Here is a 23,374-nt window from a genome sequence, read left to right on the forward strand (position 1 = left end):
GGCGTAACGCACCGCGGCCGTTGCACCGTCATTCCCGACCCGCGACAGCGTAAGGGATCGGGAATCCATTTTGACTTTCCAGGCGACGACCGTCGCTAGCGCCCCGCCGCCCGCTCGCGCGATAAGTTAAGGCGGCGGTTGCGGCGCTTACGCCGCTAGCTGTCGAGCTTGTACCTCGGCAGAGACGACATCTTGAGCTTGCTCTCGATGCCGCTCACGCCCGGCACGTCCCGGGCGATTTCGAGCGCATCTTCTTCCAGCAGTCCGGGCTCCAGCACTCCGCGCAGTGTGACGCGTCCGTCGTGAGCGTCGATGGCGATGCTCATCCGCGCGGTGCGCGGGTCGTGGCGCAGCGCCGCGCGCACATGCATCTGCAGCGCGAGATTGGCGAAGATGCGCATCGACTCGACGCTCTCCTGGAAGTTGGGCTCGCCGAGCAGCGCGGCGATCTCGTCGACGCATTCGTCGATCGTGAGCCGCTCGGTGTTGAGCACGAGGTCGTAGTTCTCCGCAGCGTGCCAGTCGACGCCGAAATGGCGCTTGGTGATCGCCGCGTGCGCTTCCTCGGACAGCTTGATCTCGCCTTCGACGAAAGCGCGGTCCTCGGTCTGCAGGCGCTCCATCATGCGCTCGACCCGCACCGGGAACGGCGCGCAGACGCGCACGCTGATGACGTGCGGCACCTCGCGCAGCAGATGTGTCGCGCCCCAGCCGCGCAGCACGCCGACGCCGCCGTTCTCGACGAGCTTCAGCGTCTCGTCCGCGGTGTAGATCGAGAGGCTCGTCACGTCGGTCGTCAGGCGCTCCCAGATCCCCGCCTTGCCTTCGAGAAAGCGCACCACGTGGCTCTTGCGGATGCGCATCTTGTCGGCGAGCAGCCCGATCATCTCGTGGTTGACGAGCGGTCTGCCCATGCGCTCGCACAGGCGGGCGGCGACGTCCTTGCCCAGAGATCCCATTTCGCGTGTCATTGCGACGACCGGCATTGCGCCTCCCTTCGCGACCGAACGTGATGGTTTCCGGGCAGCTTAGCATCGCCGGGCATGGGCGTTGCTGCGGAATTCCCGCTATTGCGTCGATCCCCGCAAAAATTCCGGAGTGCGCACCATGTGGAGAAACAACCGCGACCGGCCCGACGATCCCCAGACCCGCGAGCGCGAGACCCAGCGCCTGTCACGTGACGAGTACGAGCGGCCGCTCTACGGCGCGCCCCCTCAGCACCACGGCAGCCCTCCGCAGCAGAACCAGGGCACGAATTACGCGCGAGCGGACTGGACGTATTCGCCGCAGCAGGGCGCCCGCTTCCGCGCCGACCCGCGCGGCGCGTGGCCGCAAGGCCCGCAGGAGCCGCAGATCGACCGCTCGCGGCCTCTCACCGGCAGCCTCGCCGACCTGCGCGCTCACGACCTGATGACGCGGCGCGTCGCGACCGTCCATCCGGCGTCGTCGGTCGAGCGCGCCGCGCGCCTGCTCGAGGAGTGCGATTGCGGGTCGCTCCCGGTGGTCAGCGACAACGGCGTGCTCGTCGGCATGGTGACCGACCGCGACATCGTCACGCGCATCGTCGCGCGCGGACGCGAGGTGCGCAGCGCGATCGTCGCGGACTGCATGACCGAGCACGTCTTCGCGTGCTACGCGAACGAGACCGTCGGCGAATGCATGCGGCAGATGGCGCACCACCGCGTGCGCAGGATGCCCATCGTCGACGAGCGCGGACGCCTGATCGGGATACTCGCGCAGGGCGATCTCGCGCGGCACGCACGCCAGAACGCCGTTGCGGACGAGGGGCGCGCAGTGGCGGAGGTGCTGGGAGAGGTGTCGCAGCCGGTGCGCGGCGTGCAGCGGTAAAGCGCCTCTCCCTGAGGGGGGGGAGGGCGTGCGCGCTAGAATGGCGGGGTGAAGAAGGTCGCGAAGTACGCGCTCGCCGCCGCGGGCGCTTTTCTCCTCTGTGCGGGGCTGGTCCTCGGCTATCTCGTCCTCACCTTCGACGTGCGCGATTACGAGCCGCGCATCGTCGCGCTCGTGAAAGAGAAGACCGGACGTACGCTGACGATACGCGGCGAGACCGCGCTCTCGCTGTGGCCCGATCTCGGCCTGACGCTCGGTCCGGTCGCGCTGAGCGAGCGCGGCAGCGATGCGGTCTTCGCCGAGGTGGCGAACGCGAGGCTGAGCGCGAAGCTGAGGCCGCTCTTCGACAAAGCGCTCGTCGCCGACGAGCTCTTCCTCGAAGGCGCGAGCGTCCGCATCACGCGCGACAAGGACGGCCGGCTCAACATCGACGATCTGCTCGCGGGCGAAGGCGGAGCGCTCGATTTCGACATCGCACGCGCGCGCGTGACGAAGTCGCGCATCGTCTACGAGGATCTCGCGCTCGGCACGCGCCACCAGGTTTCGGGCATCGAGATCGTCACGGGGCGTCTCGTGAACGCCGCGACGAGTCCGGTCACGGTCGCTTTCGACGCCCGCGACGGCGCCGGCGCGTACGCGGTGGCGATCGAGGCGCAGGGGCGCCTCACGTTCGACTCGAGACAGCGCACCTACGCCTTCGACGCCGCGTCCGCGCGCTTGCGCGGCAAGCTCGCCACGCTGAGCGACGTCGATGCGACGATCAAGGGCGGCGCCGCATGGACGCCCGGCGTCTTTCGCGTGAACGCTTCGGCCATCGAGGGGCGGTTCAAAGCCGCCGGCCGGCCGTTCGAGCTGGATGCGGCGTCGACGCTGCTCGAGACCTCCACGGAGGGAACGACGGCCGAATCGGTCGCGGCCGCCCTTCGCTCGAGCACCGGTGACGACCGCTTGCAGGCGCGCTTCAACTCCCCACGCGTCGAGTGGCGCCAGGGCGTGCTCGCCGCGCGGGAATCGACAGTCGAGCTCGACCTCGTGCGCGATGCGCGCAAGGTCCACGCGACAGTCGCCGGCGCATTGCGGGCGACCGAGGGGGCGCGCGTGTTCGAGCTGAGCGACGCGCGCACCAAATTCTCGGCGAGAGGCGCGGGGCTGCCGAAGCGCGGCGTCGAAGGCGCGGTCGCGGGGAACGCGACTTTCGATACGCGCAGCCTGCGGGTCGAAGCGAAGCTCGCGGGAACGGTGCTCGACACGCGCGTCAAGGCGGCGTTCCACGGTGTCTCGCCGTCGTCGTACACCTTTGCGCTCGATCTCGACACGCTCGATCTCGATCGCCTCGGTCTCGCGGCGGGCAAAGACACCGGCGTCGACTTCGATCTCGCCGAGCTCTCCGGCTCGCCTGCGGCAGGCACGCTGCGCATCGGCACTCTGAGGCGCGCGAGCGTGGTCGCGAAGAACGTCCAGCTCGCGTTGAAGCCGTGACGCGCCGCTCGCAGACCGGCGGGGATTTCGCTGCGCGCGTGGTCGCGTGGCAGCACCAGCACGGCCGGCACGCGCTGCCGTGGCAGAACACGCGCGACCCGTACCGCATCTGGGTCTCCGAGATCATGCTGCAGCAGACCCAGGTCTCGACCGTGATCCCCTATTACGAGCGCTTCATGGCGCGCTTCCCGACGGTGGCGGCGCTTGGCGATGCAGAGCTCGACGACGTGCTCGCGCATTGGGCGGGGCTCGGTTACTACTCGCGCGGGCGCAACCTGCATCGCGCGGCGATCGTCGTTCGCGACGAGCGCGGCGGATGCTTTCCGCGGACGATCGAGGAGGTCGAAGCGCTCCCCGGCATCGGCCGCTCGACCGCGGCGGCGATCGTGGTCTTCGCCTATGGTTCGCGGCACGCGATCCTCGACGGCAACGTGAAGCGGCTGCTCGCGCGGCATCGCGGCATACAGGGTTATGCCGGCGAGAGCGCGGTGGCGCGCGAGCTCTGGCGCGCTGCCTCCGATGTGCTGCCGTTCGTCGAGGTCGAAGCCTATACGCAAGGTTTGATGGACCTCGGCGCCACGGTGTGCAGCCGGCACAAGCCGCGTTGCGAGGCCTGTCCGGTCGCCGCCGACTGCATCGCACGGCGCAAGCGCCTGACCGAGGTCATTCCGGCGCCGCGCCCGCGCAAAGCGCTGCCGCATCGTCACACCGTGATGCTGGTGCTGGCGCGAGGAGGCGAGGTCCTGCTCGAGAAGCGGCCGGCGCCGGGCATCTGGGGCGGCCTCTGGAGCTTTCCGGAAGCCGCGATGGACGACGACCACGCCTCGCTCTGCGCGCAGCGCTACGGCGCGGCGGTCGGCGCGGTCGAGCAGCTTCCGCGCGTCGAGCACGGTTTCACGCACTACAAGCTCACGATCGCACCGCGGCGGCTGGAAGTGCAGGCGCTGGAGACGCGAGCGGCCGAAGGCGACACTCAGTGGCTGGCGCTGTCGGACGTGAAGCAGGCGGCGATACCCGCGCCGGTGAGGACGATCGTCGAGCAACTGGAGAAGAGAGAGCAGTGAGCATTCCGGAAGACCTGAAGAAGTGGCGCAAGGCCCGGCGCGAAGCGCTGATCGCGCGCCGTGTGGCGATTCCCGAGGCCGAGCGCAATGCGGCCAACGCGCGCATGACGGCGGCGCTCGTCGACGCCTTCACGCCGCCGGCGGAAACGGTCGTCGGTTTCTGCTGGCCGTTCAAGAACGAGCTCGACGCGCGCTTCGCGGTGCGGCACTGGCGCGAGGCGGGCGCACACGGAGCGCTTCCCGAAGTCACGGCGCCCAGAACGCCGCTGACTTTCCGCCTGTGGAAACCGGGCGTGCCGATGCGCGCGGGCGTCTACGACATTCCGGTGCCCGACGGCACTCCGGTCGTGCTGCCCGACATCGCGATCGTGCCGATGAACGGCTTCGACGGGCGCGGCTACCGCCTCGGTTACGGCGGCGGCTTCTTCGATCGCACGCTCGCCGCGCTCGAGCGCCGCATCGTCGCGATCGGCATCGCGTTCGATGCGCTGCGGATGGAGACCATCCACCCGCAGCCGCACGACATACCGATGGATTTCGTCGTGACCGAAAGCGCGATCTATGCGGCGTCGGGCGAGCCGCTCGAAGCGGTCGATGCGGCGGAAGCGAAGAAGCGATACGAGCGGCTGCTGCTGGCGAAGCGCCTGCCGCGCGCAGCGTTTCCCGACACCGGCCTATCCTCCCCGGTGTGCTACGCCGACCAGTTCCCCGATTACTTCGGAAAAGCGTGAACGGCGCGTCGCGTTAGCACGCGACCTACGTAGGGTGCGCGCGAGCGCACCGGGCTGCGCGAGCGGCCTAGCCCTTCACCAGACCCGCGGCGGCGAGAATGTCGCGCAGCCGCTGCATGCGCGTCGCGGTGTCGGCTTCGAGCAGCGATTGCTTGATCGCGCTGTCGAGCGGCAGTCCTTCGGCCAGCCGGCAGCTCACCCACAGCGCGTCGTCGAGCCGGACAGGCCCGGGGAAGTTGTCCCCGACCTGCTTCACGATGAGCTCCATCACCTCGCGGCACGCCGGATCGACCGGCGGCGGTGCCTCCTCCCCGATGCGCTCTATCGTCCCGGACATGAGGCCGTTCGCCGCGACCTCGGTGTCGAGAAGGCGAAAGCGCTCGCCGCCGCGCGCGACGAGCTGGAACATGCCGAGGTCGCGCATCTCCCACTCTTCGATCGTCGCGAGGCAGCCGATCGTCTCGGGCACCGCGGGTGCGCCGACTTCGGCGCCCTCGCGGATGAGACACACGCCGAAGGGCCTGGAATCGCGGATGCAGACCTTGGTCATCTCCAGGTAACGCTGCTCGAAGATCTTGAGCGGCAGCGCGCCGCCGGGGAAGAGCACGGTGCCGAGCGGGAAGATGAAATGCCGTTCGCTCACAGGGAGAGCTCCCGGTGGCGGACCAGCACCCGCGCATGCTGGCCGCGGAAGTGCTGCGCGAGTTGCTCGGTGAGATACACCGAGCGATGCTTGCCGCCGGTACAGCCGATCGCGACGGTGAGATAGCTGCGGCTGTCACGGTCGAAGCACGGCAGCCAGTCGGCGACGAAGCGCGTGATGTCGGCGAGCATCTTCTGCACCGAAGGATCGGCGTCGAGGAACGCGATCACCGGCTCGTCGCGTCCGGTAAAAGGCCGCAGCTTCGCGTCGTAGTGCGGATTCGGCAGGCAGCGCACGTCGAAAGCCATGTCGGTGTCCAGCGGAATGCCGCGTTTGTACGCGAACGACTGGAAGAGCAGCGTGACGCCGGCGCTGGGCACCTCGACGAACTCGCGCACCCAGTTTCTCAGCACGTGCGGCGAGAGCTCGCTGGTATCGATGTGCTGCGCGAGGGCGGCGATCTCCTCGAGCAGCTCGCGCTCGCGGGCGATCGCCTCGGGCAGCGTGCGATGCCCGTCGCCCAGCGGATGGCGGCGGCGCGTTTCGGAGAAGCGCTGGATCAGCGTGTCGTCCTTGGCGTCGAGGAAGAGGATCCTGATCTCGCTGCCGGCGCGGCGCAGCGCTGCGAGCTGCTGCGGCAGCGCGTCGAGCGCGAGCCCGCTCCTCACGTCCATCGACAGCGCGACGCGCGAATAGCCGGTCTGCGCGAGCGACACCACGAGCTCCGGCAGGAGGTTGACGGGCAGGTTGTCTACGCAGTAATAGCCGGCGTCCTCGAGCGCGTTCAGCGCGACGCTCTTGCCCGAACCCGAAAGCCCGGTGATCAGGACGAGCTGCATCAGGGATCGCCGTTGCGGAGCTCGTGCGCCTGGCGCGCGACGAACTCGGAGGTGCTGTCGACGCCGCGCATCTGCAGCACGTAATTGCGCACCGCGGCCTCGGTGAGCACCGCGAGGTTGCGTCCCGCGACGACCGGTATCGTCACCTTGCAGACGCTCACACCCATGAGGTCCTCGGCGCCGGGTCTGAGCGGCAGGCGCTCGATCGGCGCGTGGTCGGGACCGGGCTTCTCCAGGTGCACGATGAGCTTCAGGTTCTTGCGCGGGCGCAGCGCCGCTTCGCCGAACACGGTGCGGATGTTCAGCACGCCCAGACCGCGCACTTCGAGGAAGTCCTTGAGCAGCGACGGACAGCGTCCTTCGACCGTCTCGGGGCCGATGCGATAGAACTCGATCACGTCGTCGGCGATGAGACCGCTGCCGCGGCTGATGAGCTCCAGCGCGAGCTCGCTCTTGCCCACGCCCGACTGACCGGTGATGAGCACGCCCACGCCGAGCACGTCGAGGAACACGCCGTGGGTCGTCGTCGAGTCGGCGAGCGCGCGCGCGAGGTACGGCCGCAGCATCCACATGAGCTCGACGCTGGGCAGCGAAGTCGTGAAAAGCGCGGTCGCCGTCGCATCCGCCACCGCGCAGAGATCCGGCGGCAGGCGGTCGACTTCGGCGGCGATGAAGCACGCGAGGCCGCGCGACGCGATGTCGGTCAGCGTCGCCTTGCGCGAGTGCGCGTCCAGCCGTTCGAGGTACTGTATCTCGGTGGGGCCGAGCACCTGTATCCAGTTGGGATGGATGAAGTTCAGGTGCCCGATGAGTCCCTTGGACGAGCCCTTGATGAGCTCGCTGTCCAGATCCTTCTCACCGCCCGAGCGGCCGCCCGCCCAGGCGAGCTTCAGCTTCTCCCGGTTATCCTCAAATAACCGAGCTATGCTGAGTCGTGGCATGCGGTTGCCATTGGGTGATCAGCGTATGGAGCTCCTGCGCGGTGGGGGCGGCGAGCAGCTTTTCGCGGAAAGCCTTGTCGCTGAACATCTGCGCGAGCTCGGAGAGGATCTGCAGGTGCTGGTCGGTCGCGCGGTCGGGGACGAGCAGCACGAAGATCAGGCTCACGTTCTGCGAGTCCGGCGCGTCGAAGGGGATGGGCTGGCGCGTGCGCACCAGCCCGCCGACCGCCTCCTTCAGGCCCTTGATGCGCCCGTGAGGGATCGCGATGCCCTGGCCCAGTCCGGTCGAGCCGAGCTTCTCGCGCGCGAACAGGCTGTCGAACACTTGCGCGCGCGCGATGCTGTTGTTGTTCTCGAAGAGCAGCCCGACCTGCTCGAATACCCGTTTCTTGCTGGACACGTCGAGGTCGATGATGACGTTCGACTCGGGCAGCAGCTTGGCTATCAAATTCATCAAGAGACTCTGAGATTGCGCGAGGAGCGGCGTCGAGCCGGCTACTCCTCTTCTGCGGAGTGCCTCACGGTCGCGCCATGGCGCTGCGAGAGGTTCTTTTCCTTGTGCTTGAGGATCGTGCGGTCGAGCTTGTCCACCAGACCGTCGATGGCTGCATACATGTCTTCGGCGGTGCTCTCGCAGAAGATGTCCTTGCCGCGCACGTGCACCGTCGCCTCGATCTGGTGGTCGAGCTTGTCGACGGACATGATGACGTTCACGTCTATGACCTGGTCGAAGTGATGCGTGATGCGCTGGAGCTTGGCTCCGACGTACTCCCGGATGGCGGGAGTGACGTCGAGCTGGTGACCGGTGACATGAAGGTTCATGCGGCGCTCCTTCTCGGATGGACGCTTACAGAGTCTTGCGCAGATTGACGGGCAGTATCTGCATCGATTCGCGGTACTTCGCCACGGTGCGGCGGGCGACCACGATTCCCTGCTGGCCGAGGATCTCGGAGATCTGGCTGTCGGAGAGCGGCTTCTTCGAGTTCTCCGACGAAACGAGCTGCTTGATGAGCGCGCGTATCGCGGTGCTGGACGCCGAGCCGCCGCTTTCGGTCGTGACGTGGCTGCCGAAGAAGTACTTCAGCTCGAAGATGCCGCGCGGGGTGTGCATGAACTTCTGCGTCGTCACGCGCGAGACGGTCGATTCGTGCAGGTCGAGCGTCTCCGCGATCTCGCGCAGCACCAGCGGGCGCATCGCCACCTCGCCGTGCTCGAAGAAATGGCGCTGGCGGTCGACGATCGACTGCGCGACGCGAAGGATGGTGTCGAAGCGCTGCTGCACGTTCTTGATCAGCCATTTCGCTTCCTGGAGCTGGCTCGCGAGCTGCTGCGATCCCGAGCTGCGCGCCCGGGAGAGGATGTCGGCGTAGAGCCGGTTGATCCTGAGCTTGGGCATCGCTTCCGGGTTGAGCGCGGCCATCCACACGCCTTTCACCTTGCGCACCACGACGTCGGGGACGACGTAGCGCGTATCGTCCGACCCGTACTCGCGGCCGGGACGCGGGTTGAGGCTCGTGATGAGCTTCTGCGTGTCCCGGAGCGTCGAATCGTCGCAGCGAAGCACTTTCTTCAGCCGATTGAAATCGCGCGAGGCCAGCGCGTCGAGGTGATTGTTCACCACTTCGAGGGCTTCGGTGCGAAAAGGCGTGTCTTCGGCCAGGGCCGTGAGCTGGAGCGCGAGGCATTCGCCCAGATTGCGTGCGCCGACGCCGCTCGGCTCGAAGTGCTGGAGGTGCTTCAACGCGATCTGCAGCTCTTCCGGCTCGACGTCGAGCTCCTCCGGCAGCATGGCGCGGACCTCTTCCAGCTCCTGCGTCATGTAGCCGTCGTCGTCGAGCGTCTCGATCAGCAGAGTCACCAGCGTGCGGTCGCGCTCGGAGAGCTTGGTGAGCGAGAGCTGGCCGATGAGGTGATCGCGCAACGTCGGGCGTTCGGCTGCGACCTGCGGGTAATCGTCGTCGTCGCCGTCCTCGCGCGAGCCGTTGCCGTACTGTTCGCCGCCCGAGAACATCATCTCGCCGTCGGACGCGGCGGTCTGCGGCTCTTCGGCGGCCGCGGCCCCCGCCTCGACCGGGGCTTCGCTTACCGACGAGCCGTTGACGGGCGGCGGCGGCGTGTCGGCGACGCCTTCGTCACGCTCGAGCAGCGGGTTTTCCTGGAGGAAGCGTTCCAGCTCCTGGTTCAACTCCAGAGTCGACAGCTGGAGCAGCCGGATCGACTGCTGCAGTTGCGGCGTGAGCGTAAGGTGCTGCGAAAGCCGGAGTTGGAGGGAATGCTTCATGCGCTCTGAAGGGAGGGTCCGGGCGCTGCTTTGTTGCGGGGGGAGGCGTCTCTTCGAGAGCGCTAGAGACGGAAGTGCTCCCCGAGGTAGACCTTTCTTACGCTCTCATTATAAACGATTTCTTCCGGCTTGCCGCTGGCGAGGACCGATCCTTCGTTGATGATGTAAGCGCGGTCGCAGATGCCGAGAGTTTCTCTCACATTATGATCGGTGATGATCACGCCGATGCCGCGCTCTCTCAGGAAACCGATGATTTTCTGGATTTCGATCACCGCGATCGGATCGACGCCGGCGAACGGCTCGTCGAGCAGGATGAAGCGCGGCTCGGTCGCGAGCGCCCGCGCGATCTCCACCCGCCGGCGCTCGCCGCCCGACAGGCTGATCGCCGGGCTGTTGCGCAGGTGCGCGATGTGCAGCTCGCGCAGCAGGTCGTCGAGCTTGAGCTCGAGCATGCTGTCGTCGTTCTCGTGCAGCTCCAGCACCGCGCGCACGTTGTCGGCGACCGACAGCCGCCTGAAGATCGAAGCTTCCTGCGGCAGGTACGAGAGCCCGCGCAGCGCGCGCGAGTGTATCGGCATGTGCGTGAGGCGCTCGCCGTCGAGGTAGAGCTCGCCGCCGTCCATCGGCACCAGCCCCACCATCATGTAGAAGCACGTCGTCTTGCCGGCGCCGTTGGGGCCGAGCAGACCGATGACCTCGCCGCTGCGCACTTCGAGCGACACGTCGTGAACCACGACGCGCGAGCGGTAGCGCTTGCGCAGGCTCTGCGCCTTGAGCTCGCTGGGGTTCTCGACGACGTGCGCGGGTGCGAGCTCCGCGGCGTCGCGCGGGCTACTTCCCGGCACCGGTTTCTCCGCGCGGCACGTCGGCACCCGCGTCCGGCTTGAGCGGCACGGCCGCGGGCGCCGGAGGTGTCGCGCCTTCCTTGGGCTTGGGGTTCAGCACCATTTTCACGCGGCCCTCGGCGGGCCGCGCGCTCGCGGCCTTCGTTCCGCCGCCCTGAACCTGGTAGAACTCGGTGTTGACGTCGTAGGAGATGTAGCTGCCGCGCACTTCGTCCGGACCGCGCTTCATCAGCGCGCGGTTGAACATCTCGACCTTGTCGGCGCGGCTGTCGTACTCGATGCGCTCGGACCAGCCTTCGATCAGCTCCTCGGTGCCTTCGCGCTTCTGCTTGAAGTACGCGAGGTTCCCCCACACCGTGCCGCTCTTGAAGCCGTCCTTGTCCTGACGCACCTGGACCTTGTCTCCGCGCAGCACCGTCGTGCCCTGCGTGATCACCACGTTGCCGGTCAGGGTCATGATCTGCTTCGCGTCGTCCACGGTCGCGCGGTCGGCTTCGACGTGGATCGGCTTGTTGCGGTCGGCTTTCTCCGCGTGCGCGGCCGGCGCTGCGACCAGCGCCAGCGACGCACACAGCGGCACGAGCGCGCGAGAGAGCCTAGCGCGCATCGGCCGCCCGGTTGTAGACCGCCTTGACCCGCCCCTGGAGGTTGAGCACCCGTGTCTCACTATTGAATTCTAAGCCCGATGCGTTGACCACCCCTGCGGCGTTACGAATCGTTACAGGGCGGTCGGTCTTCGCGATGTTGTCGTCGGGAATCACGTGCAGGTAATTCGTCTCGAGGGTGAGCTCGCTCTGATTGCCGGCGGCGGCGCGCACGACGCGCACCTCGTTCTCGAAGTACACGTCGTCGCCGTTGGCCGACACGCGCGCGTCGAGGGACGTGACGGTGACCGGCGCTTTTCCTTCGGCATACGTGACGAAGCGCGGCTTCTCGAGCACGGTGACGTCGTCATCGGGGTAGTGCGTCATCTTCACCGCGCGCAGCGTGTGCTTGACGCGGCCCTGCTCGTCCATGCGCACCGCGGCGAGGCCGTCGACGATGTAGTCGGGATCGTGCCTCACCACGGCCGCGCCCGGAGTGCTGGGCGGGCGCAGCACGCGTTCCAGCCAGAAGCTGAACGCGGCGAGGCACGCCAGCAGTGCAAGGGGGAACCAGCCCCCGAAGCGCTCGATCATCGGTCCGCGTCAGGAGAGATAGGCCGCGAGCTGTGCGTCGAACGTGCCCTGCGCCTGCATGATGAGCTCGCACGCCTCGCGCACCGCGCCGCGGCCGCCGCCGGCCTGCGTCACGTAGTGCACGCGGCTGCGCACGGTCGCGGGCGCTTCGGGCACCGACAGCGCGAGCCCGCAGCGCGTCAGCACCGGCAGATCGACCCAGTCGTCTCCCATGTAAGCGCAATGCCTCGCTTCGAGTCCGAGCGAGGCCGCGAGTTCCTGGAAAGCGCCGAGCTTGTGCTCGATACCCTGGAACAGGAGCTCGATGCCGAGGTTCTCCGCACGGCGCGCGACACATGCCGAGCGCCGGCTCGTGATGATGGCGAGCTCGACGCCGCTTTGCTGCAGCGATTTCATGCCGAGCCCGTCGCGCACGTCGAATATCTTGGTTTCTTCACCGCTGTCGTGGTAGTGCAGGCCGCCGTCGGTCAGGATGCCGTCGACGTCGAAGATCGCAAGCCGTATGCCGCGGGCGCGAGCGTAGACGTCTTCCATCAGACCACTTTCGCGCGCAAAAGGTCGTGTATGTTGACCGCGCCGACGAGTTTTTTCTCTTCGTCGACGACGAGGATCTGGTGCACCTTGTGGCGCTCCATGAGCTCGGCCGCTTCGGCGGCCAGACGTTCCGGCGCGATCGTGCGCGGACCGGCGCCCATCGCGTCGGCGATACGCGTCGCGTTCAGATCGACACCGCGCTCGAGCGAGCGGCGCAGATCGCCGTCGGTGTAGATGCCGATGACGCGCCCGGCGTCGTCGACCACCGCGGTCATGCCCATGAGGCCGCGCGACATCTCGACCACCGCGTCCATCACCGTCGCGCGCGGACCCACGCGCGGCGCGCCGGTGCCTGTGCGCATCACGTCGCGCACGTGCGTGAGCAACCTGCGGCCGAGCGCCCCGCCCGGATGCGAGCGCGCGAAATCGTCGCGGGTGAAGCCTTTTTCGCGCATCAGCGCGACGGCGAGCGCGTCGCCGAGCGCCAGCGCCGCGGTCGTGCTCGCGGTCGGCGCGAGATCGAGCGGGCAGGCTTCCTTTTCCGCGCCGGCGTAGAGATGCACGTCGGCCTCTTTCGCCAGGCTCGATCGCTCGTTGCCCGTCATCGCGATGAGCTTCGCGCCCTGGCGCTTGAGCAGCGGCACGATCGCGAGCAGCTCGCCGCTCTCGCCGGAGTTCGAAAGGCCGATCAGGGCGTCGTCGCGCGTGATCATGCCGAGATCGCCGTGGCTCGCCTCGGCCGGATGCACGAAGAACGCGGGGGTCCCCGTGCTCGCCAGGGTCGAGGCGATCTTGCGCGCGACGTGGCCCGATTTGCCGATGCCGGACACCACGATGCGGCCCTTGCACGCGAGCACGATCTGCACGGCGCGCTCGAAGCTCTCGTCGAGCCTGGAGACGAGGTCGGTGATCGCTTTCGCCTCGATCTCGAGCACGTCGCGCGCGATCGCGATGGAGGCCGCTTCGGCGGGCTTGGGAAGGGGTTGCATGGTCGGTCGGAAGTATAGCAGAGGGGTCGTCATAGACGCCCTGATCCATGTCACAAGCCCTTGTGTTCAAAGAAAAAAGACTTGCCGCACCGCGAAGGGCGCACGGCTGTGATAACGTCCGCGCGAGCCGCGCCCGGATGCAGCGCGGCCGCGCAATCGGGGAGTCCATTTGCCGCGTGTCCCGCTGACCAGGGCATTGCTGTCGGAGCTGGCGCTCTGGCTCTTCGCCGCGGCGATCTTCGTGATCGCCTACGTGAGCGAGCCCCAGGTCGCCGCGATCGGCGCCGCGGCGCATCTCGCGGTCGTGTCGCTGGTGTGGCTCGGGCTCACGCTCGTGCGCATGGTGCTGGTGATGATCGTCTCCGACCGCAGCCTCGCGCGCGCGATGTGCGCGCTGGCGGTCGCCGCGGGCGTGGTGATCGTCGTTGCCTACGACATCCTCGTCATCGCCGGCATGCACCTGTGGGGCGGCGTCGTCTCGTGGGAGCTCATGCGCGCCTACGCGCTGCAGGCGCCTGCGCTGGCGCAGATGTTCGGCGTTCAACTGTATGCGCCGGCTCTCGCGGCAGGCGGCGTGCTCGTCGCAGCCTATGCCGTCGTATGGCGCTCGCTCGGCCGTTTCGACTGGGTGGCGCACCTCGCGCGCGCGGTGCCGAGCCGGACTTACGTCGGGATCGTCATCGCGGTCGCGGTCGCGAGCACGGCCGGACTGACCGTATTTCGCACCGGCCGGGGCGCCGATTTCGACGAGCCGTTGAGCCTCACGTTCTATCCGGGCCGCACGTCGTGGCACCTGCAGGGCCACGGCATCGATCACCGGCGGGCGCGGCAGCTCGACGCGCGCGAGGATGAAGCGCGTGCGGCGTACAAACCGGACGCGAGTCCGGATCGTAAAAACCTGGTGCTCATCGTCGTGGATGCGCTGCGGCCCGACCACATGGGCGTGTACGGCTACGAGCGCGATACCACGCCCTATCTCAGCGCGGTCGCGCGCTCGCGGCCGGTGCGCGCGGTGCCGCAGGTGCGCTCGACCTGCGGCTCGTCGGCCTGCGGGATGCTGAGCCTGATCAGCTCCAAATTCGCGCACCAATTTTCGGAGCGGCCGATCACGCTGCACGAGGTGCTCAAGCGCCACGGATACCGGCTGCACCTGGTGATCGGCAGCGATCACACCAACTTCTACGGGCTGAACCGCATGTACGGCGCGGTCGACAGCTACTACGACACCTCGCGCGAGCCCGTCGCTTACATGAACGACGACCGGCTCGTGCTCGCACGCGCCGCCGCGCTGCCGCGCTGGGACGGGGCGCCGGTGATGCTGCAGTTCCACCTGATGTCGGCGCATCCGCTCGGCGCGCGGCAGGACCGATACGCGACGTACGCTCCGGCGGCGAGCTACGTGGTGCCCGGCGCGCGCTCCGCGGCCCTGGCGCGCAACTACTACGACAACGGCGTTCGGCAAGTCGACGCCGTCATCGAGTCACTGCTCGCGACGCTGCGCGCCAAGGGCTATCTCGGTCACACGCTCATCGCGATCACGGGCGATCACGGCGAGGCGCTCGGGGAGCGCGGCCGCTACATGCACGCGCGCGGCCTCGACGACGAGGCGCTGCGCATTCCGCTCCTGCTCATCGGCGAAGGGTACGAGCCCGGGCGTCTGGCGCTCGACGCCTCTGCGATCGCCTCCCAGGTCGACGTCGCGCCGACGGTACTGCGCGAGCTGGGCATCCCGCAGCCAGCGACGTGGTCGGGCTACGCGCTGCAGGACGGCCGCAGGCACGACTTCATCTATCTGCGCGAGTTCGATGCGATCGGCCTCATCGATCAGCGAGACCCGCGCAACCTCTGGCAATACTGGGTGGACGGAAAAAGCGGCCGCGAGCACATCGCGAAGCTGGGTCGCGGCACGCTCGAATCGGAGGACGCGATCGACGGCATACCCGCCGTACTTCTGAACGATTGGCGGCGGCGCCACCTGCAGCTCGCCGCGCTGGCCACGACGGTGCCGCGCGAACCGTAGCGTGCAAATGAGAAGGGCCGCGCGAGGCGGCCCTTGTGAACGCTCGTGCTTCGCTGCGTCAGTACAGGCTCGTCCCGCCGCAGTTCGATTTGCCGCCGGAGACGTTCCAGGTCGTCAGGGTCGGCGTGGTCGTGTTGGCCGCGACACAGTCCGCCGCGGTCGGCGCGGTGCCGCCGGTCGGCGCGTAGGTCGAGAACTGGAAGGCCCCGGTATACGGCGCGCCGTCGTCGACTTTGCGATCGAGCTCGGCGACGATCTCGACCGGAATGTTGGCGCCGGTCTTCAGATTGTGGCGGCTCACCGCGCCGCCGGCGCCGTACACGCCGTCGAAGATGAGCTGCATGAAGCCCGCGTACGGGTTCTTCGGGTTCGAGGCGTCCGAAGGTGCGGTCACCCCGTTGTAGACATACGAGCCGTTGATGAAGCCCGACTTGGCGAGGTGCTCCCACGCGAGGATCGATTCGACGGGCGCGGTCGTGCCGCCGCCGATCTGACCGTTGGCGTTGCCGTCCGCGGTCGTCCCGCTGATGTTGGTGGTCGCGGCGCCATAGTCGCCGGGGAGCGCCCGATAGCGGTCGAGGAAGCCGAAGTAGGCCGCTTTCACCCCGTCCTGCTGCTGGATGAGGTTGCGCACGCGTGCGCCGGTGATCAGCTCCTGACCTTTCAGAACGCCGCCCAGCAGCAGTCCGATGATGACCAGCACGATCGCGATCTCGATCAGCGTGAAGCCCGATTCGCGTTTTTTCATGACCATTCCCCCTGAGGCTCTAGAGCGCTTTCAATGAGTTAGTAGAGGCTCGCACCGCCGCAGTTGGCGCTGCCGCCGGCGACATTCCAGCCCGCCGGAACCGGCGCCGTGCCCGCGACCGCGGCCGTGACGCACCCGCCGGTGCCTTCGCCGGTCGGTGCGGTGCCGCCGCCGGCATACGGCGAAAACTGGAAGGCCCCCGTGTAGGGCGAGCCGTCGTCGACCTTGCGGTCGAGCTCGCCGACGATTTCGACCGGGATGTTCGGGCCGGTCTTCAGGTTGTGCCGCGATCCTGCCGGCGTCGTCGAGGTGCCGGTCCCGTAGACCCCGTCGTAGATGAGCTGCATGTAACCGGCGTACGGATTCTTGGGATTGTTCGCGTCGGTCGGCGTAGTCGCGCCGTTGGCGACGTAGGAGCCGTTGATGAAGCCCGACTTGGCGAGATGCTCCCACGCCAGGATCGATTCCGCGCCGGCTTCGATCTGACCGTCGCCGTCGCCGCTGCCGGTCGCGCCCGTGATGTTGGCCGCGGCGCCCGAGTAGTCCCCCGGCAGCGCCTTGTAGCGGTCGAGGAAGCCGAAGTAGGCCGCCTTGACGCCGTCCTGCTGCTGGATGAGGTTGCGCACTCGCGCACCGGTGATCAGCTCCTGGCCTTTCAGGACGCCGCCGAGCAGCAGCCCGATGATGACCAGGACGATCGCGATCTCGATGAGGGTGAAGCCCGTTTGTCTGTTGCCCATGTCGAACGCCCCCGGGGGTCGTATCGTGAAAAATGCCGCGGTTTCCGCAATATGCGTACCACCGCTGAGCCCCCTATAACGGCACCCGAATGTCGAACTTCAGCGTTGTTTCAGAGATTTAATTAACGAGATTTGGACGGTGCCGACGATTTCTCGGCACTTTTCATCTTTTCGAGGCGCTCGGTGAGGAAGCGGATCTCGGCCGCGTCGGTGACTTCCCCGCCTGCCAGGAGTCCCCCCAGCAGCACGGTCGCCGACTCGAGCTCGCCCATGTCCTCGCGGATGAAAATCCGCATCTGCTTCGCCCAGCCGCTGGCGGCGGGGGCGTGGCGGGCGATGTCATCGGCATAGCGCAGCGCGAGAGGCATGTCCCTGAGCTGGTGCTTGGCGATGAGCGCGGCGTGGGCCAGCCAGCGCCAGCGCCGGTTGGGATCGCGCAGGAACTCGCGGTGGACGAATTCGAGCATCCGCCTGCGCTTCGCCTCGTCCGGGACCTGGGTGTACAGGTGGGACGCCATGAGGAGGGGGTATTGCCCGGCCGGATCGAGATCGAGCGCGCGCCCGAGCCACGCCTCGACCGCGCCGTAGTCGAGGTCCCTGAACGGGACGCTGACGCCCGGCTGGTTGTCGAACGCCTGGAGATAGAGCACCAGGAGCTCGGAGAGGCCGATCGGCTCGCCGACGCTCGCGACCTCGAGCCACTGCGCCGGGGGCGGCATGCCGAGGGCTGCTGCGGCAGCGACCGGTTTCGGCGCCGCCGCCTGCCACGCGACCTGGGCGGCCAGCGCCGCGACGAGCACGGCCTTCACGGCGCGCGGCACCGCGGAGACCGGCCGCTCGTCGCGTCGCACGAACCGCATCAGAAGTTCTTGCGATGCATGTCGAACACCGCCGCCGCCGCCACGATGGCGACGAAGAGCGCGCCGTGCGCGGCGATCCCGGGCAGCGCGCTCCACGCGGCGGCGCCGTCGACGAGCCACGCGGTGCGCGTCCATTCGTCGAGCGCAGGTATGACGAGTGCAAGCCCCTCCACGAGCCACGTCATGACCCGGTGCGAGAGCTCGTTCGCGCCGGCGATCGGATGGGCGCCGATGAGACGCATCGCGGTGAGCGCTCGCGCGAAGAGATAGAACGCCATGACGACGCTCATCGCCGGCATGAGCTGGTTGAACGTGACCGCGCAGAAGACGCTGAAGGCGACCACGATCGAGACTTCGATCGCGAGGGACGCGCACCACGCGGCAGTCGCGGGCACGCCGGCGAGCGGCGCGAGCGGCAGCGCGACCGCGAGCGCGAGCGCGACGGCGATCGCGACGAAGCCCGCGAGCTTGCCGACGATATAATGCGAGCGCGGCAGATCGAGCGCGAGCATCACGTCGAGTCCCTTGTCCTGGAACTCGCGCGCGATGCTGGCGACGCAGTAGAGCGCGGCCACGAACACGATCGCGAAACGCGCGGTCGAGGCGTAGAAAGCGGTCTGGAAGCGCGCGCTTTCGGCGATCGCGATCTCGCGCACGAAGAAGCTCGCGCCGAAGAGCAGCGCGATGCACGCGAGCGTGAGCAGCGGGAGACGCGTGCGCACCGCTTCGAGGACGGTGTAGCGCGCGATGGTTGCGATCCTCGGAGTCACGGACGCGGTGCGATTTCGTTCGAAGCGCCGAGTATAGATGACGATGGGAGCCCGATGAGCGCCAGGACGTTGAGTGCCCCCGAGCGCATCGCGATGGCGAACCCGCAGCTCTCGCTGGGGCTCATGCTGCTCGCTCTGCACGCGTCGATCGCCTGGGGCATCGACGAGTGGTGGGCGCGCGCGTTCCTGCTCGCCCATCTCGGATTGTTCCTGCTGTGGCAGCCGGTGTGGCGCGGCGAGCGCGACATCGAGCCCGCGCAGGCATTCTCCGTCGTCGCGGTCGCGTGCCTGCTCGTCGGCTGGTACAACTGGTGGGTGCTGGCGGCGTGGCTCGCGCTCCTCGTCGGCGTGATCGGCGGCAGCGTGCCGCGCATCGGCGAGCGGCGACAGCGCATCATCTCGGTGCTCGCGGCGCTGTACCTGCTGTCGATGTTGCTGATGTGGGTCGTGCCGCAGCTCTTCAGCAACCAGGTCATCGAGCCCGCGATCGAGCCGCTGGTGCGCTACGCGCTGCCGCTCTTTCCGATCGCGATCATGCTGGTGCGCGCGCCGCCGCGGCTGCCGGAGAACCCGGTCGGCGTCGATCTCTTCTACAGCGTGCTGCTCTTCCTGCTCGTGGTCGCGCTCGTGCTCGGCAGCTTCGTCGTGCGCGAGCTCTCGCACGGCAACTACGTCATCGCGCTCGCGCAGACGCTCGTCGGCATCTCGCTCGTGCTCTTCGGCCTTTCATGGCTGTGGTACCCGCACAGCGGTTTCGCCGGCATGGGATACCTGCTCTCGAGCTATCTCATGAGCCTGGGCCTGCCTTTCGAGCGCTGGGTGCAGCGCCTCGCCGAGCTCGCCCAGGACGAGAGCGATCCGCAGCGCTTCCTCGCGCTCGGGCTGCAGCACATGCTGACGATGCCGTGGGTGCGCGGCGTCGAATGGCGCACGCCCGGCGGCGAAGGCGATTTCGGCAGCCGCACCTCGCATGCGACCCCGCTCCAATCGGGCGAGCTCAAGCTCGTCATCCATACGCGGTGGGCGGTGTCGCCCGCGATCCTGCTGCACCTGAAGCTGCTCGCGCAGATGGTCGGCCATTTCTACGAGGCGAAGCAGCGCGCGCAGATCCAGCGGCAGAACGCGTACACCCACGCGATCTACGAGACCGGCGCCCGTCTCACCCACGACGTGAAGAACCTGCTGCAGTCGCTGAAAGCGCTGTGCGCCGCCGCCGCGAGCACGACGCCCGAGCAGGCGCAGGCGCTGCAGAGCCTGATGCAGCGCCAGCTGCCGCTGATCACTCAAAAGCTCAACACGACGCTCGACAAGCTGCGTGCGCCGAGCGCAGCGGAGCTCAACCGCGTCGACGCGCGCGCGTGGTGGGAGAACCTCGTCATGCGCTACAGCGGCCGCAACATCAGCGCGGTGATCGAGGGCGACCTCGAAGGGCTGACCGTGCCGGGCGAAGTCTTCGACAGCGTCGCCGACAATCTCGTCGAGAACGCGCTCACCAAGGCGGCGCAGGACGACGCCGTTCACGTGCAGGTGACGCTGAGCGCGGCGGGCGGCGGGACGCTCAGGGTATCCGACAGCGGCGCCCCGATACCGCGCACCATCGCACAGCAGCTCTTCTCCGGACCGGTGTCGTCGCAGACCGGTTTCGGCGTCGGGCTGTATCAGGCGGGCAGGCTCGCGAGCGAAGCGGGCTATCGCATCTTCCTCAAGAGCAACGAGGCCGGCCGGGTGTGCTTCGCGCTCGCGCCCGCCGCCGCGGACGAAGGCGCAGGCCGGCAGCACGCGGCATAGCCCCTCGTCACGGAAGCTGGCCCGCCGCGACCATGCGCGCGATGAGCGTGGGCATCGCGATCCACGCCACCTGATCGTCGAACTCTCCGCCCGGACCAAAGCCGCGCGTGCGGCTCACGAAGAGCCGGTCGGCGCTGCCGCCGTTCGGATTGGGGTTCTGTGCTTCGTCGCGGCCGGCGCCGCCGCTCGCACCGTTGGCGCCGGTGGACCACACCACGACCGGCGCAGTGGACACCAGCGTCGCCCCCGCGCCGCAGCTCGTGCCTTCGACGGCGCCGACGCCGGTGCTGCACACGTGAAACAGCGACAGCGCCGGATCGCCGAGGCTCGCGATGGTCGCGGCGCGCAGGCCGTTCACGCGCGTGAACGGATTGGCGATCTTGCCGACGGTATACGGCGCGACCGCGTAGCGGATGCGGCTTGCGGCACCGCCCCACGCGTCGATGGCGTAGCCCTGGGAATCGGTCGGCTGCAGGCCCAGCGCGGCCGCCGGCAGGAAGCCGAAGTACGCAGGGCAGCTCCCGGTCGCGTGATCGGCCTCGGCCGCCTCGACCCCGCCTTTGGCGGTGTCCGCCGGACACGGGAAATGGCCGTTGGCCGCCGCGTAGCCGAGCAGCGCTTCGCGCGCGCGCTCGAGGATGCGCTCGGTCTCGTCGGTCTTGCGCGCTTCGAGCTGCGCCTGCAGCGGCAGGAACAGGCTGCCGAACAGCAATGCCATGAGAAAGAGCGCGACCGCGAGCTCGAGCAGCGTGAAGCCGGGCTCGCGCGGTCGCGGCATGCGCTATTTCGCGGCGCCCGCCGGCGGCGGCGACACCGCGCCCTGCGCCGCGGGCGTGAACTGGCCGGCGACCACGAGGCGGGAGAGCAGGGCGGTGACGGGCAGCCACGTAACGATGTCGTCGAACTCGTGTCCGGGTGTGTTGGACGCGGTGCGGCTGACGAACACCCGGTCGGCGCTGCCGCCGCGCGCGCTCGGGTTCTGTGCTTCGTGCACGCTGGTGCCGCCGGTCGTCGCCGCGTTGGGCCCGCTCGACCACACCACGACGACCGCGTTGGAGGCGAGGGTCACCGACGTGCCGCAATCGTCAGCGGTCGCGCCGGTTCCGCTCTGGCAGACGTGGAAGTGCGTGCCTTGCCCTAAGCTCGCGAGCGGTGCGCTGCGCATGCCGTTGGCGCGCGTGAGCACGTTGGCGACTCCGGCGATCGTGCGGTCCGAAACGGCATAGCGCAGCCGGTTCGCCTTGCCCTCCCACGCGTCGACCGCATAGCCGTCGGCGTCGGTCGGCTTGAAACCGAGCAGCGCCGCCGGCAGGAAGCCGTAATAGGTCGGGCACGCCCCCGTCGCGTGGTTGGTGCCGGCCGGCTCCTGGCCGTTGCTCGCGTTGTCCGCGGGACACGGGAAGTAGCCGTTCGCCGCGGCGAAGCCCAGCAGCAGCTCCTGCGCGAGCTCGACCGTGCGCCGCGTCTCGTCGACCTTGCGGTTCTCGATCTGCGTCTGCAGCGGGACCATGATGCTGCCGAGCACGAGCGCGATCACCGAGAGCGAGACCGCCTGTTCGAGGATCGTGAAACCGCGAGCGCGTGTGATCATGACGTGCACCCCCTCAATAGAGCCATCGCCGTTTCGCATGCGGCCGTATTCGGCGCGGCCGCGCACGGGGCGCGCACCATCGCGCCCGCGGCGGGCGCGCACGAGCAGCGCGCGAGCGCGGCGCTCGCCGACAGGCAGGCCGCCGTGACGCCCGACGGAGCGGCGGCGCACGGCGCGTTGTCGAGCAGCACGCGCGCGTGCGCCGCGCAGCTCGACGCCTGGCCGAGGATCGGCCAGACGCGGTCGCGGTCCGCGCCGGTCGCGCGCGGCGTGACGTAGCGGTCGTCTTCGTTCGCGTTCTCCGCATCCTCGATGTAGGCGAGCGGCGCAGCACCCTTGCGCGCCGCGGTCGCATAGCCGGTGGAGATCAGCATGACGTCGTAGCCGTCAGCGCCGTCGAGCGCGAGCGTATCGGCCGCGCACGTGGTGCACGCCGCGCCGCGCGCTTCGAGCGCCTCGCGCGCGGCGGCGTAATAAACGGCGCGCGCCCAGTCGTTGGTGACGAAGTACTGCGGGAGTGCGCCCGCCGGCCACGCGTGCGGCAGGACGTTGCGCACCGGCACCCGGCCGCGGCTCGCGCCGGCGGCGCTGTCGCCGCTCCCGGCGGCGTCGGCCCACGGGTAACACGCGCACGCGCCTTGCGCGCGGTACGCGATCAGCGCGTTGCGCAGCTCGATCGCGACGCGGCGCTCGACGAGCGGCATCAGGTCGGCGGCGACGATCACCGCGAGCCGGTCGTTGTAGCCGTCGGCGGTCGATCCGGCCACGAAAGGCCCGTCGGCTTTGGCGTTGTTCACGCCCGCTGCGGCGTCGAGATAGTTCGATGCGCAGCGCTTGCGCGAGACCGCCTTGCCCGTCGCCGCGCAGAGCTCGACGGTGTCGTCGCGGACCTGGCCCTTCATCGCGAAGCCCGGCGCGAACACCACCGCGATCGCATCGGATGCGATCACCGTCGCTGCGCTGTTGCTGAAGACGGTGAGCGAGCCGCGCGTATCGGTGTTGAGCGGCGGCGCGCCGGGATGATCGCGAAAAGCGGGCGAGAGCGCGTACCACAGGCGCTCGCCGTGCTGGTCGCGCAGGTCGCCCACGCCGAGCGTGCGCCACGGCAGGCGCCCGATGTAGCTCGGGCACGCCGAGCCATTGAAGAGATCGGCGCTGCCGTCGTCGCCGGTGTCGGGACAGGGCAGGCTGCCCGGACGGCTCGCGTCCGCGATCGCGCGGCCGATCAGCGCCTGCCGCGCCTGCTCGAGCGCGAGCCGGGCGCGGTTGTCGGCCTTGATCGCGCGCTCGACTTCGGTCGTCGAACCGTAGACGAGCAGCATCGTCGCGATCGACAGCATGACGATGAGGATGAGGAGTGCCTGGCCGGATTCACCGCCGATCGCACGTGCGGCGCGTCGTCGCGGCCGGTACGCGAAGCGGCCGGCCGGAAGCAAAGCCGAGCGGGTCATGCCGCTGTCGTTTGCATCGTGCAAGAGCCGAGTC

The 23,374-nt window shown here is 68.5% G+C and carries 25 protein-coding genes; 6 read left to right on the forward strand and 19 right to left on the reverse strand.

Going from position 1 to position 23,374, the window contains the following annotated elements; translation table 11 throughout:
• Nucleotides 1-155: 155 nt before the first annotated feature.
• On the reverse strand, nucleotides 156-986 hold the full coding sequence (locus VHP37_05035; GenBank protein HEX2825688.1) for a cytidylate kinase family protein: 831 nt from the start codon (nucleotides 984-986) through the stop codon (nucleotides 156-158).
• Between the two features lie 121 nt (nucleotides 987-1,107).
• Between VHP37_05035 and VHP37_05040 the strand changes: the two genes are divergently transcribed.
• The 4 genes from VHP37_05040 to VHP37_05055 are packed head-to-tail and all read left to right on the forward strand — an operon-like array spanning nucleotide 1,108 to nucleotide 5,122.
• Nucleotides 1,108-1,848, forward strand: a complete 741-nt coding sequence (locus VHP37_05040) for a CBS domain-containing protein (GenBank protein ID HEX2825689.1) — start codon at nucleotides 1,108-1,110, stop codon at nucleotides 1,846-1,848.
• 48 nt (nucleotides 1,849-1,896) lie between these two features.
• Nucleotides 1,897-3,327 (forward strand): AsmA family protein, encoded by a 1,431-nt coding sequence (locus VHP37_05045; GenBank protein HEX2825690.1) that lies wholly within the window; start codon nucleotides 1,897-1,899, stop codon nucleotides 3,325-3,327.
• Nucleotides 3,324-4,391: an A/G-specific adenine glycosylase gene (gene mutY, locus VHP37_05050; protein ID HEX2825691.1), complete on the forward strand. Its 1,068-nt coding sequence runs from the start codon at nucleotides 3,324-3,326 to the stop codon at nucleotides 4,389-4,391. The genes VHP37_05045 and mutY overlap by 4 nt, the downstream gene beginning before the upstream one ends.
• Entirely contained in the window at nucleotides 4,388-5,122 is a 735-nt protein-coding gene (locus tag VHP37_05055) for a 5-formyltetrahydrofolate cyclo-ligase (GenBank protein ID HEX2825692.1), read from the forward strand. Before mutY ends, VHP37_05055 begins: the two co-directional genes overlap by 4 nt.
• A 67-nt stretch (nucleotides 5,123-5,189) precedes the next feature.
• On the opposite strand, the gene VHP37_05060 is transcribed toward VHP37_05055, so the two are convergent.
• From VHP37_05060 to VHP37_05110, 11 genes are all read right to left on the reverse strand, one after another.
• Complete coding sequence (locus tag VHP37_05060) at nucleotides 5,190-5,765, reverse strand: LON peptidase substrate-binding domain-containing protein (GenBank protein ID HEX2825693.1); 576 nt, start codon at nucleotides 5,763-5,765, stop codon at nucleotides 5,190-5,192.
• Nucleotides 5,762-6,604, reverse strand: a complete 843-nt coding sequence (rapZ, locus tag VHP37_05065; GenBank protein ID HEX2825694.1) for an RNase adapter RapZ — start codon at nucleotides 6,602-6,604, stop codon at nucleotides 5,762-5,764. The genes VHP37_05060 and rapZ overlap by 4 nt, the downstream gene beginning before the upstream one ends.
• Complete coding sequence (hprK, locus tag VHP37_05070; GenBank protein ID HEX2825695.1) at nucleotides 6,604-7,545, reverse strand: HPr(Ser) kinase/phosphatase; 942 nt, start codon at nucleotides 7,543-7,545, stop codon at nucleotides 6,604-6,606. Before hprK ends, rapZ begins: the two co-directional genes overlap by 1 nt.
• On the reverse strand, nucleotides 7,514-7,999 hold the full coding sequence (gene ptsN / locus VHP37_05075) for a PTS IIA-like nitrogen regulatory protein PtsN (GenBank protein HEX2825696.1): 486 nt from the start codon (nucleotides 7,997-7,999) through the stop codon (nucleotides 7,514-7,516). Before ptsN ends, hprK begins: the two co-directional genes overlap by 32 nt.
• 41 nt (nucleotides 8,000-8,040) lie before the next feature.
• Complete coding sequence (gene raiA, locus VHP37_05080; GenBank protein HEX2825697.1) at nucleotides 8,041-8,367, reverse strand: ribosome-associated translation inhibitor RaiA; 327 nt, start codon at nucleotides 8,365-8,367, stop codon at nucleotides 8,041-8,043.
• 25 nt (nucleotides 8,368-8,392) lie between these two features.
• Nucleotides 8,393-9,826, reverse strand: a complete 1,434-nt coding sequence (locus VHP37_05085) for an RNA polymerase factor sigma-54 (GenBank protein HEX2825698.1) — start codon at nucleotides 9,824-9,826, stop codon at nucleotides 8,393-8,395.
• A gap of 62 nt (nucleotides 9,827-9,888) precedes the next feature.
• Nucleotides 9,889-10,671, reverse strand: coding sequence for an LPS export ABC transporter ATP-binding protein (lptB, locus tag VHP37_05090; protein ID HEX2825699.1), 783 nt, complete (start codon nucleotides 10,669-10,671; stop codon nucleotides 9,889-9,891).
• On the reverse strand, nucleotides 10,658-11,278 hold the full coding sequence (lptA, locus tag VHP37_05095) for a lipopolysaccharide transport periplasmic protein LptA (GenBank protein HEX2825700.1): 621 nt from the start codon (nucleotides 11,276-11,278) through the stop codon (nucleotides 10,658-10,660). The genes lptB and lptA overlap by 14 nt, the downstream gene beginning before the upstream one ends.
• The gene (gene lptC, locus VHP37_05100) at nucleotides 11,268-11,849 is read right to left on the reverse strand and encodes an LPS export ABC transporter periplasmic protein LptC (protein ID HEX2825701.1); all 582 of its coding nucleotides are present in this window, start codon (nucleotides 11,847-11,849) and stop codon (nucleotides 11,268-11,270) included. Before lptC ends, lptA begins: the two co-directional genes overlap by 11 nt.
• A 9-nt stretch (nucleotides 11,850-11,858) precedes the next feature.
• The gene (locus VHP37_05105; GenBank protein ID HEX2825702.1) at nucleotides 11,859-12,383 is read right to left on the reverse strand and encodes an HAD family hydrolase; all 525 of its coding nucleotides are present in this window, start codon (nucleotides 12,381-12,383) and stop codon (nucleotides 11,859-11,861) included.
• Nucleotides 12,383-13,372 carry a KpsF/GutQ family sugar-phosphate isomerase gene (locus VHP37_05110; protein HEX2825703.1) on the reverse strand — a complete coding sequence of 330 codons (990 nt, stop codon included), beginning with the start codon at nucleotides 13,370-13,372 and terminating at the stop codon, nucleotides 12,383-12,385. Before VHP37_05110 ends, VHP37_05105 begins: the two co-directional genes overlap by 1 nt.
• Before the next feature lie 169 nt (nucleotides 13,373-13,541).
• On the opposite strand from VHP37_05110, the gene VHP37_05115 reads away from it, so the two are divergent.
• Nucleotides 13,542-15,392: a sulfatase-like hydrolase/transferase gene (locus tag VHP37_05115; protein HEX2825704.1), complete on the forward strand. Its 1,851-nt coding sequence runs from the start codon at nucleotides 13,542-13,544 to the stop codon at nucleotides 15,390-15,392.
• Between the two features lie 58 nt (nucleotides 15,393-15,450).
• Here the strand turns inward: VHP37_05115 and VHP37_05120 are convergent, their stop codons facing one another.
• From VHP37_05120 to VHP37_05135, 4 genes are all read right to left on the reverse strand, one after another.
• Nucleotides 15,451-16,140: a prepilin-type N-terminal cleavage/methylation domain-containing protein gene (locus tag VHP37_05120; GenBank protein ID HEX2825705.1), complete on the reverse strand. Its 690-nt coding sequence runs from the start codon at nucleotides 16,138-16,140 to the stop codon at nucleotides 15,451-15,453.
• A 38-nt stretch (nucleotides 16,141-16,178) separates the two neighbouring features.
• Nucleotides 16,179-16,880 (reverse strand): prepilin-type N-terminal cleavage/methylation domain-containing protein, encoded by a 702-nt coding sequence (locus VHP37_05125; GenBank protein HEX2825706.1) that lies wholly within the window; start codon nucleotides 16,878-16,880, stop codon nucleotides 16,179-16,181.
• 122 nt (nucleotides 16,881-17,002) lie between these two features.
• On the reverse strand, nucleotides 17,003-17,740 hold the full coding sequence (locus VHP37_05130; protein HEX2825707.1) for a hypothetical protein: 738 nt from the start codon (nucleotides 17,738-17,740) through the stop codon (nucleotides 17,003-17,005).
• The gene (locus tag VHP37_05135; GenBank protein HEX2825708.1) at nucleotides 17,740-18,510 is read right to left on the reverse strand and encodes an ABC transporter permease; all 771 of its coding nucleotides are present in this window, start codon (nucleotides 18,508-18,510) and stop codon (nucleotides 17,740-17,742) included. The genes VHP37_05130 and VHP37_05135 overlap by 1 nt, the downstream gene beginning before the upstream one ends.
• A 54-nt stretch (nucleotides 18,511-18,564) precedes the next feature.
• On the opposite strand from VHP37_05135, the gene VHP37_05140 reads away from it, so the two are divergent.
• Nucleotides 18,565-20,298 carry an ATP-binding protein gene (locus VHP37_05140; GenBank protein ID HEX2825709.1) on the forward strand — a complete coding sequence of 578 codons (1,734 nt, stop codon included), beginning with the start codon at nucleotides 18,565-18,567 and terminating at the stop codon, nucleotides 20,296-20,298.
• 7 nt (nucleotides 20,299-20,305) lie between these two features.
• Here VHP37_05140 and VHP37_05145 read toward each other — a convergent pair whose 3' ends face one another.
• Genes VHP37_05145 through VHP37_05155 form a run of 3 tightly spaced genes read right to left on the reverse strand, consistent with a single transcriptional unit; the run spans nucleotide 20,306 to nucleotide 23,340 of the window.
• Complete coding sequence (locus VHP37_05145) at nucleotides 20,306-21,076, reverse strand: type II secretion system protein (protein HEX2825710.1); 771 nt, start codon at nucleotides 21,074-21,076, stop codon at nucleotides 20,306-20,308.
• Nucleotides 21,077-21,079: 3 nt separating this feature from the next.
• Entirely contained in the window at nucleotides 21,080-21,889 is an 810-nt protein-coding gene (locus VHP37_05150) for a hypothetical protein (GenBank protein ID HEX2825711.1), read from the reverse strand.
• Nucleotides 21,886-23,340 (reverse strand): hypothetical protein, encoded by a 1,455-nt coding sequence (locus VHP37_05155; protein HEX2825712.1) that lies wholly within the window; start codon nucleotides 23,338-23,340, stop codon nucleotides 21,886-21,888. Before VHP37_05155 ends, VHP37_05150 begins: the two co-directional genes overlap by 4 nt.
• Nucleotides 23,341-23,374: the final 34 nt, after the last annotated feature.

The organism is Burkholderiales bacterium, assembly GCA_036262035.1.
Classification (GTDB): Bacteria; Pseudomonadota; Gammaproteobacteria; order Burkholderiales; family SG8-41; genus JAQGMV01.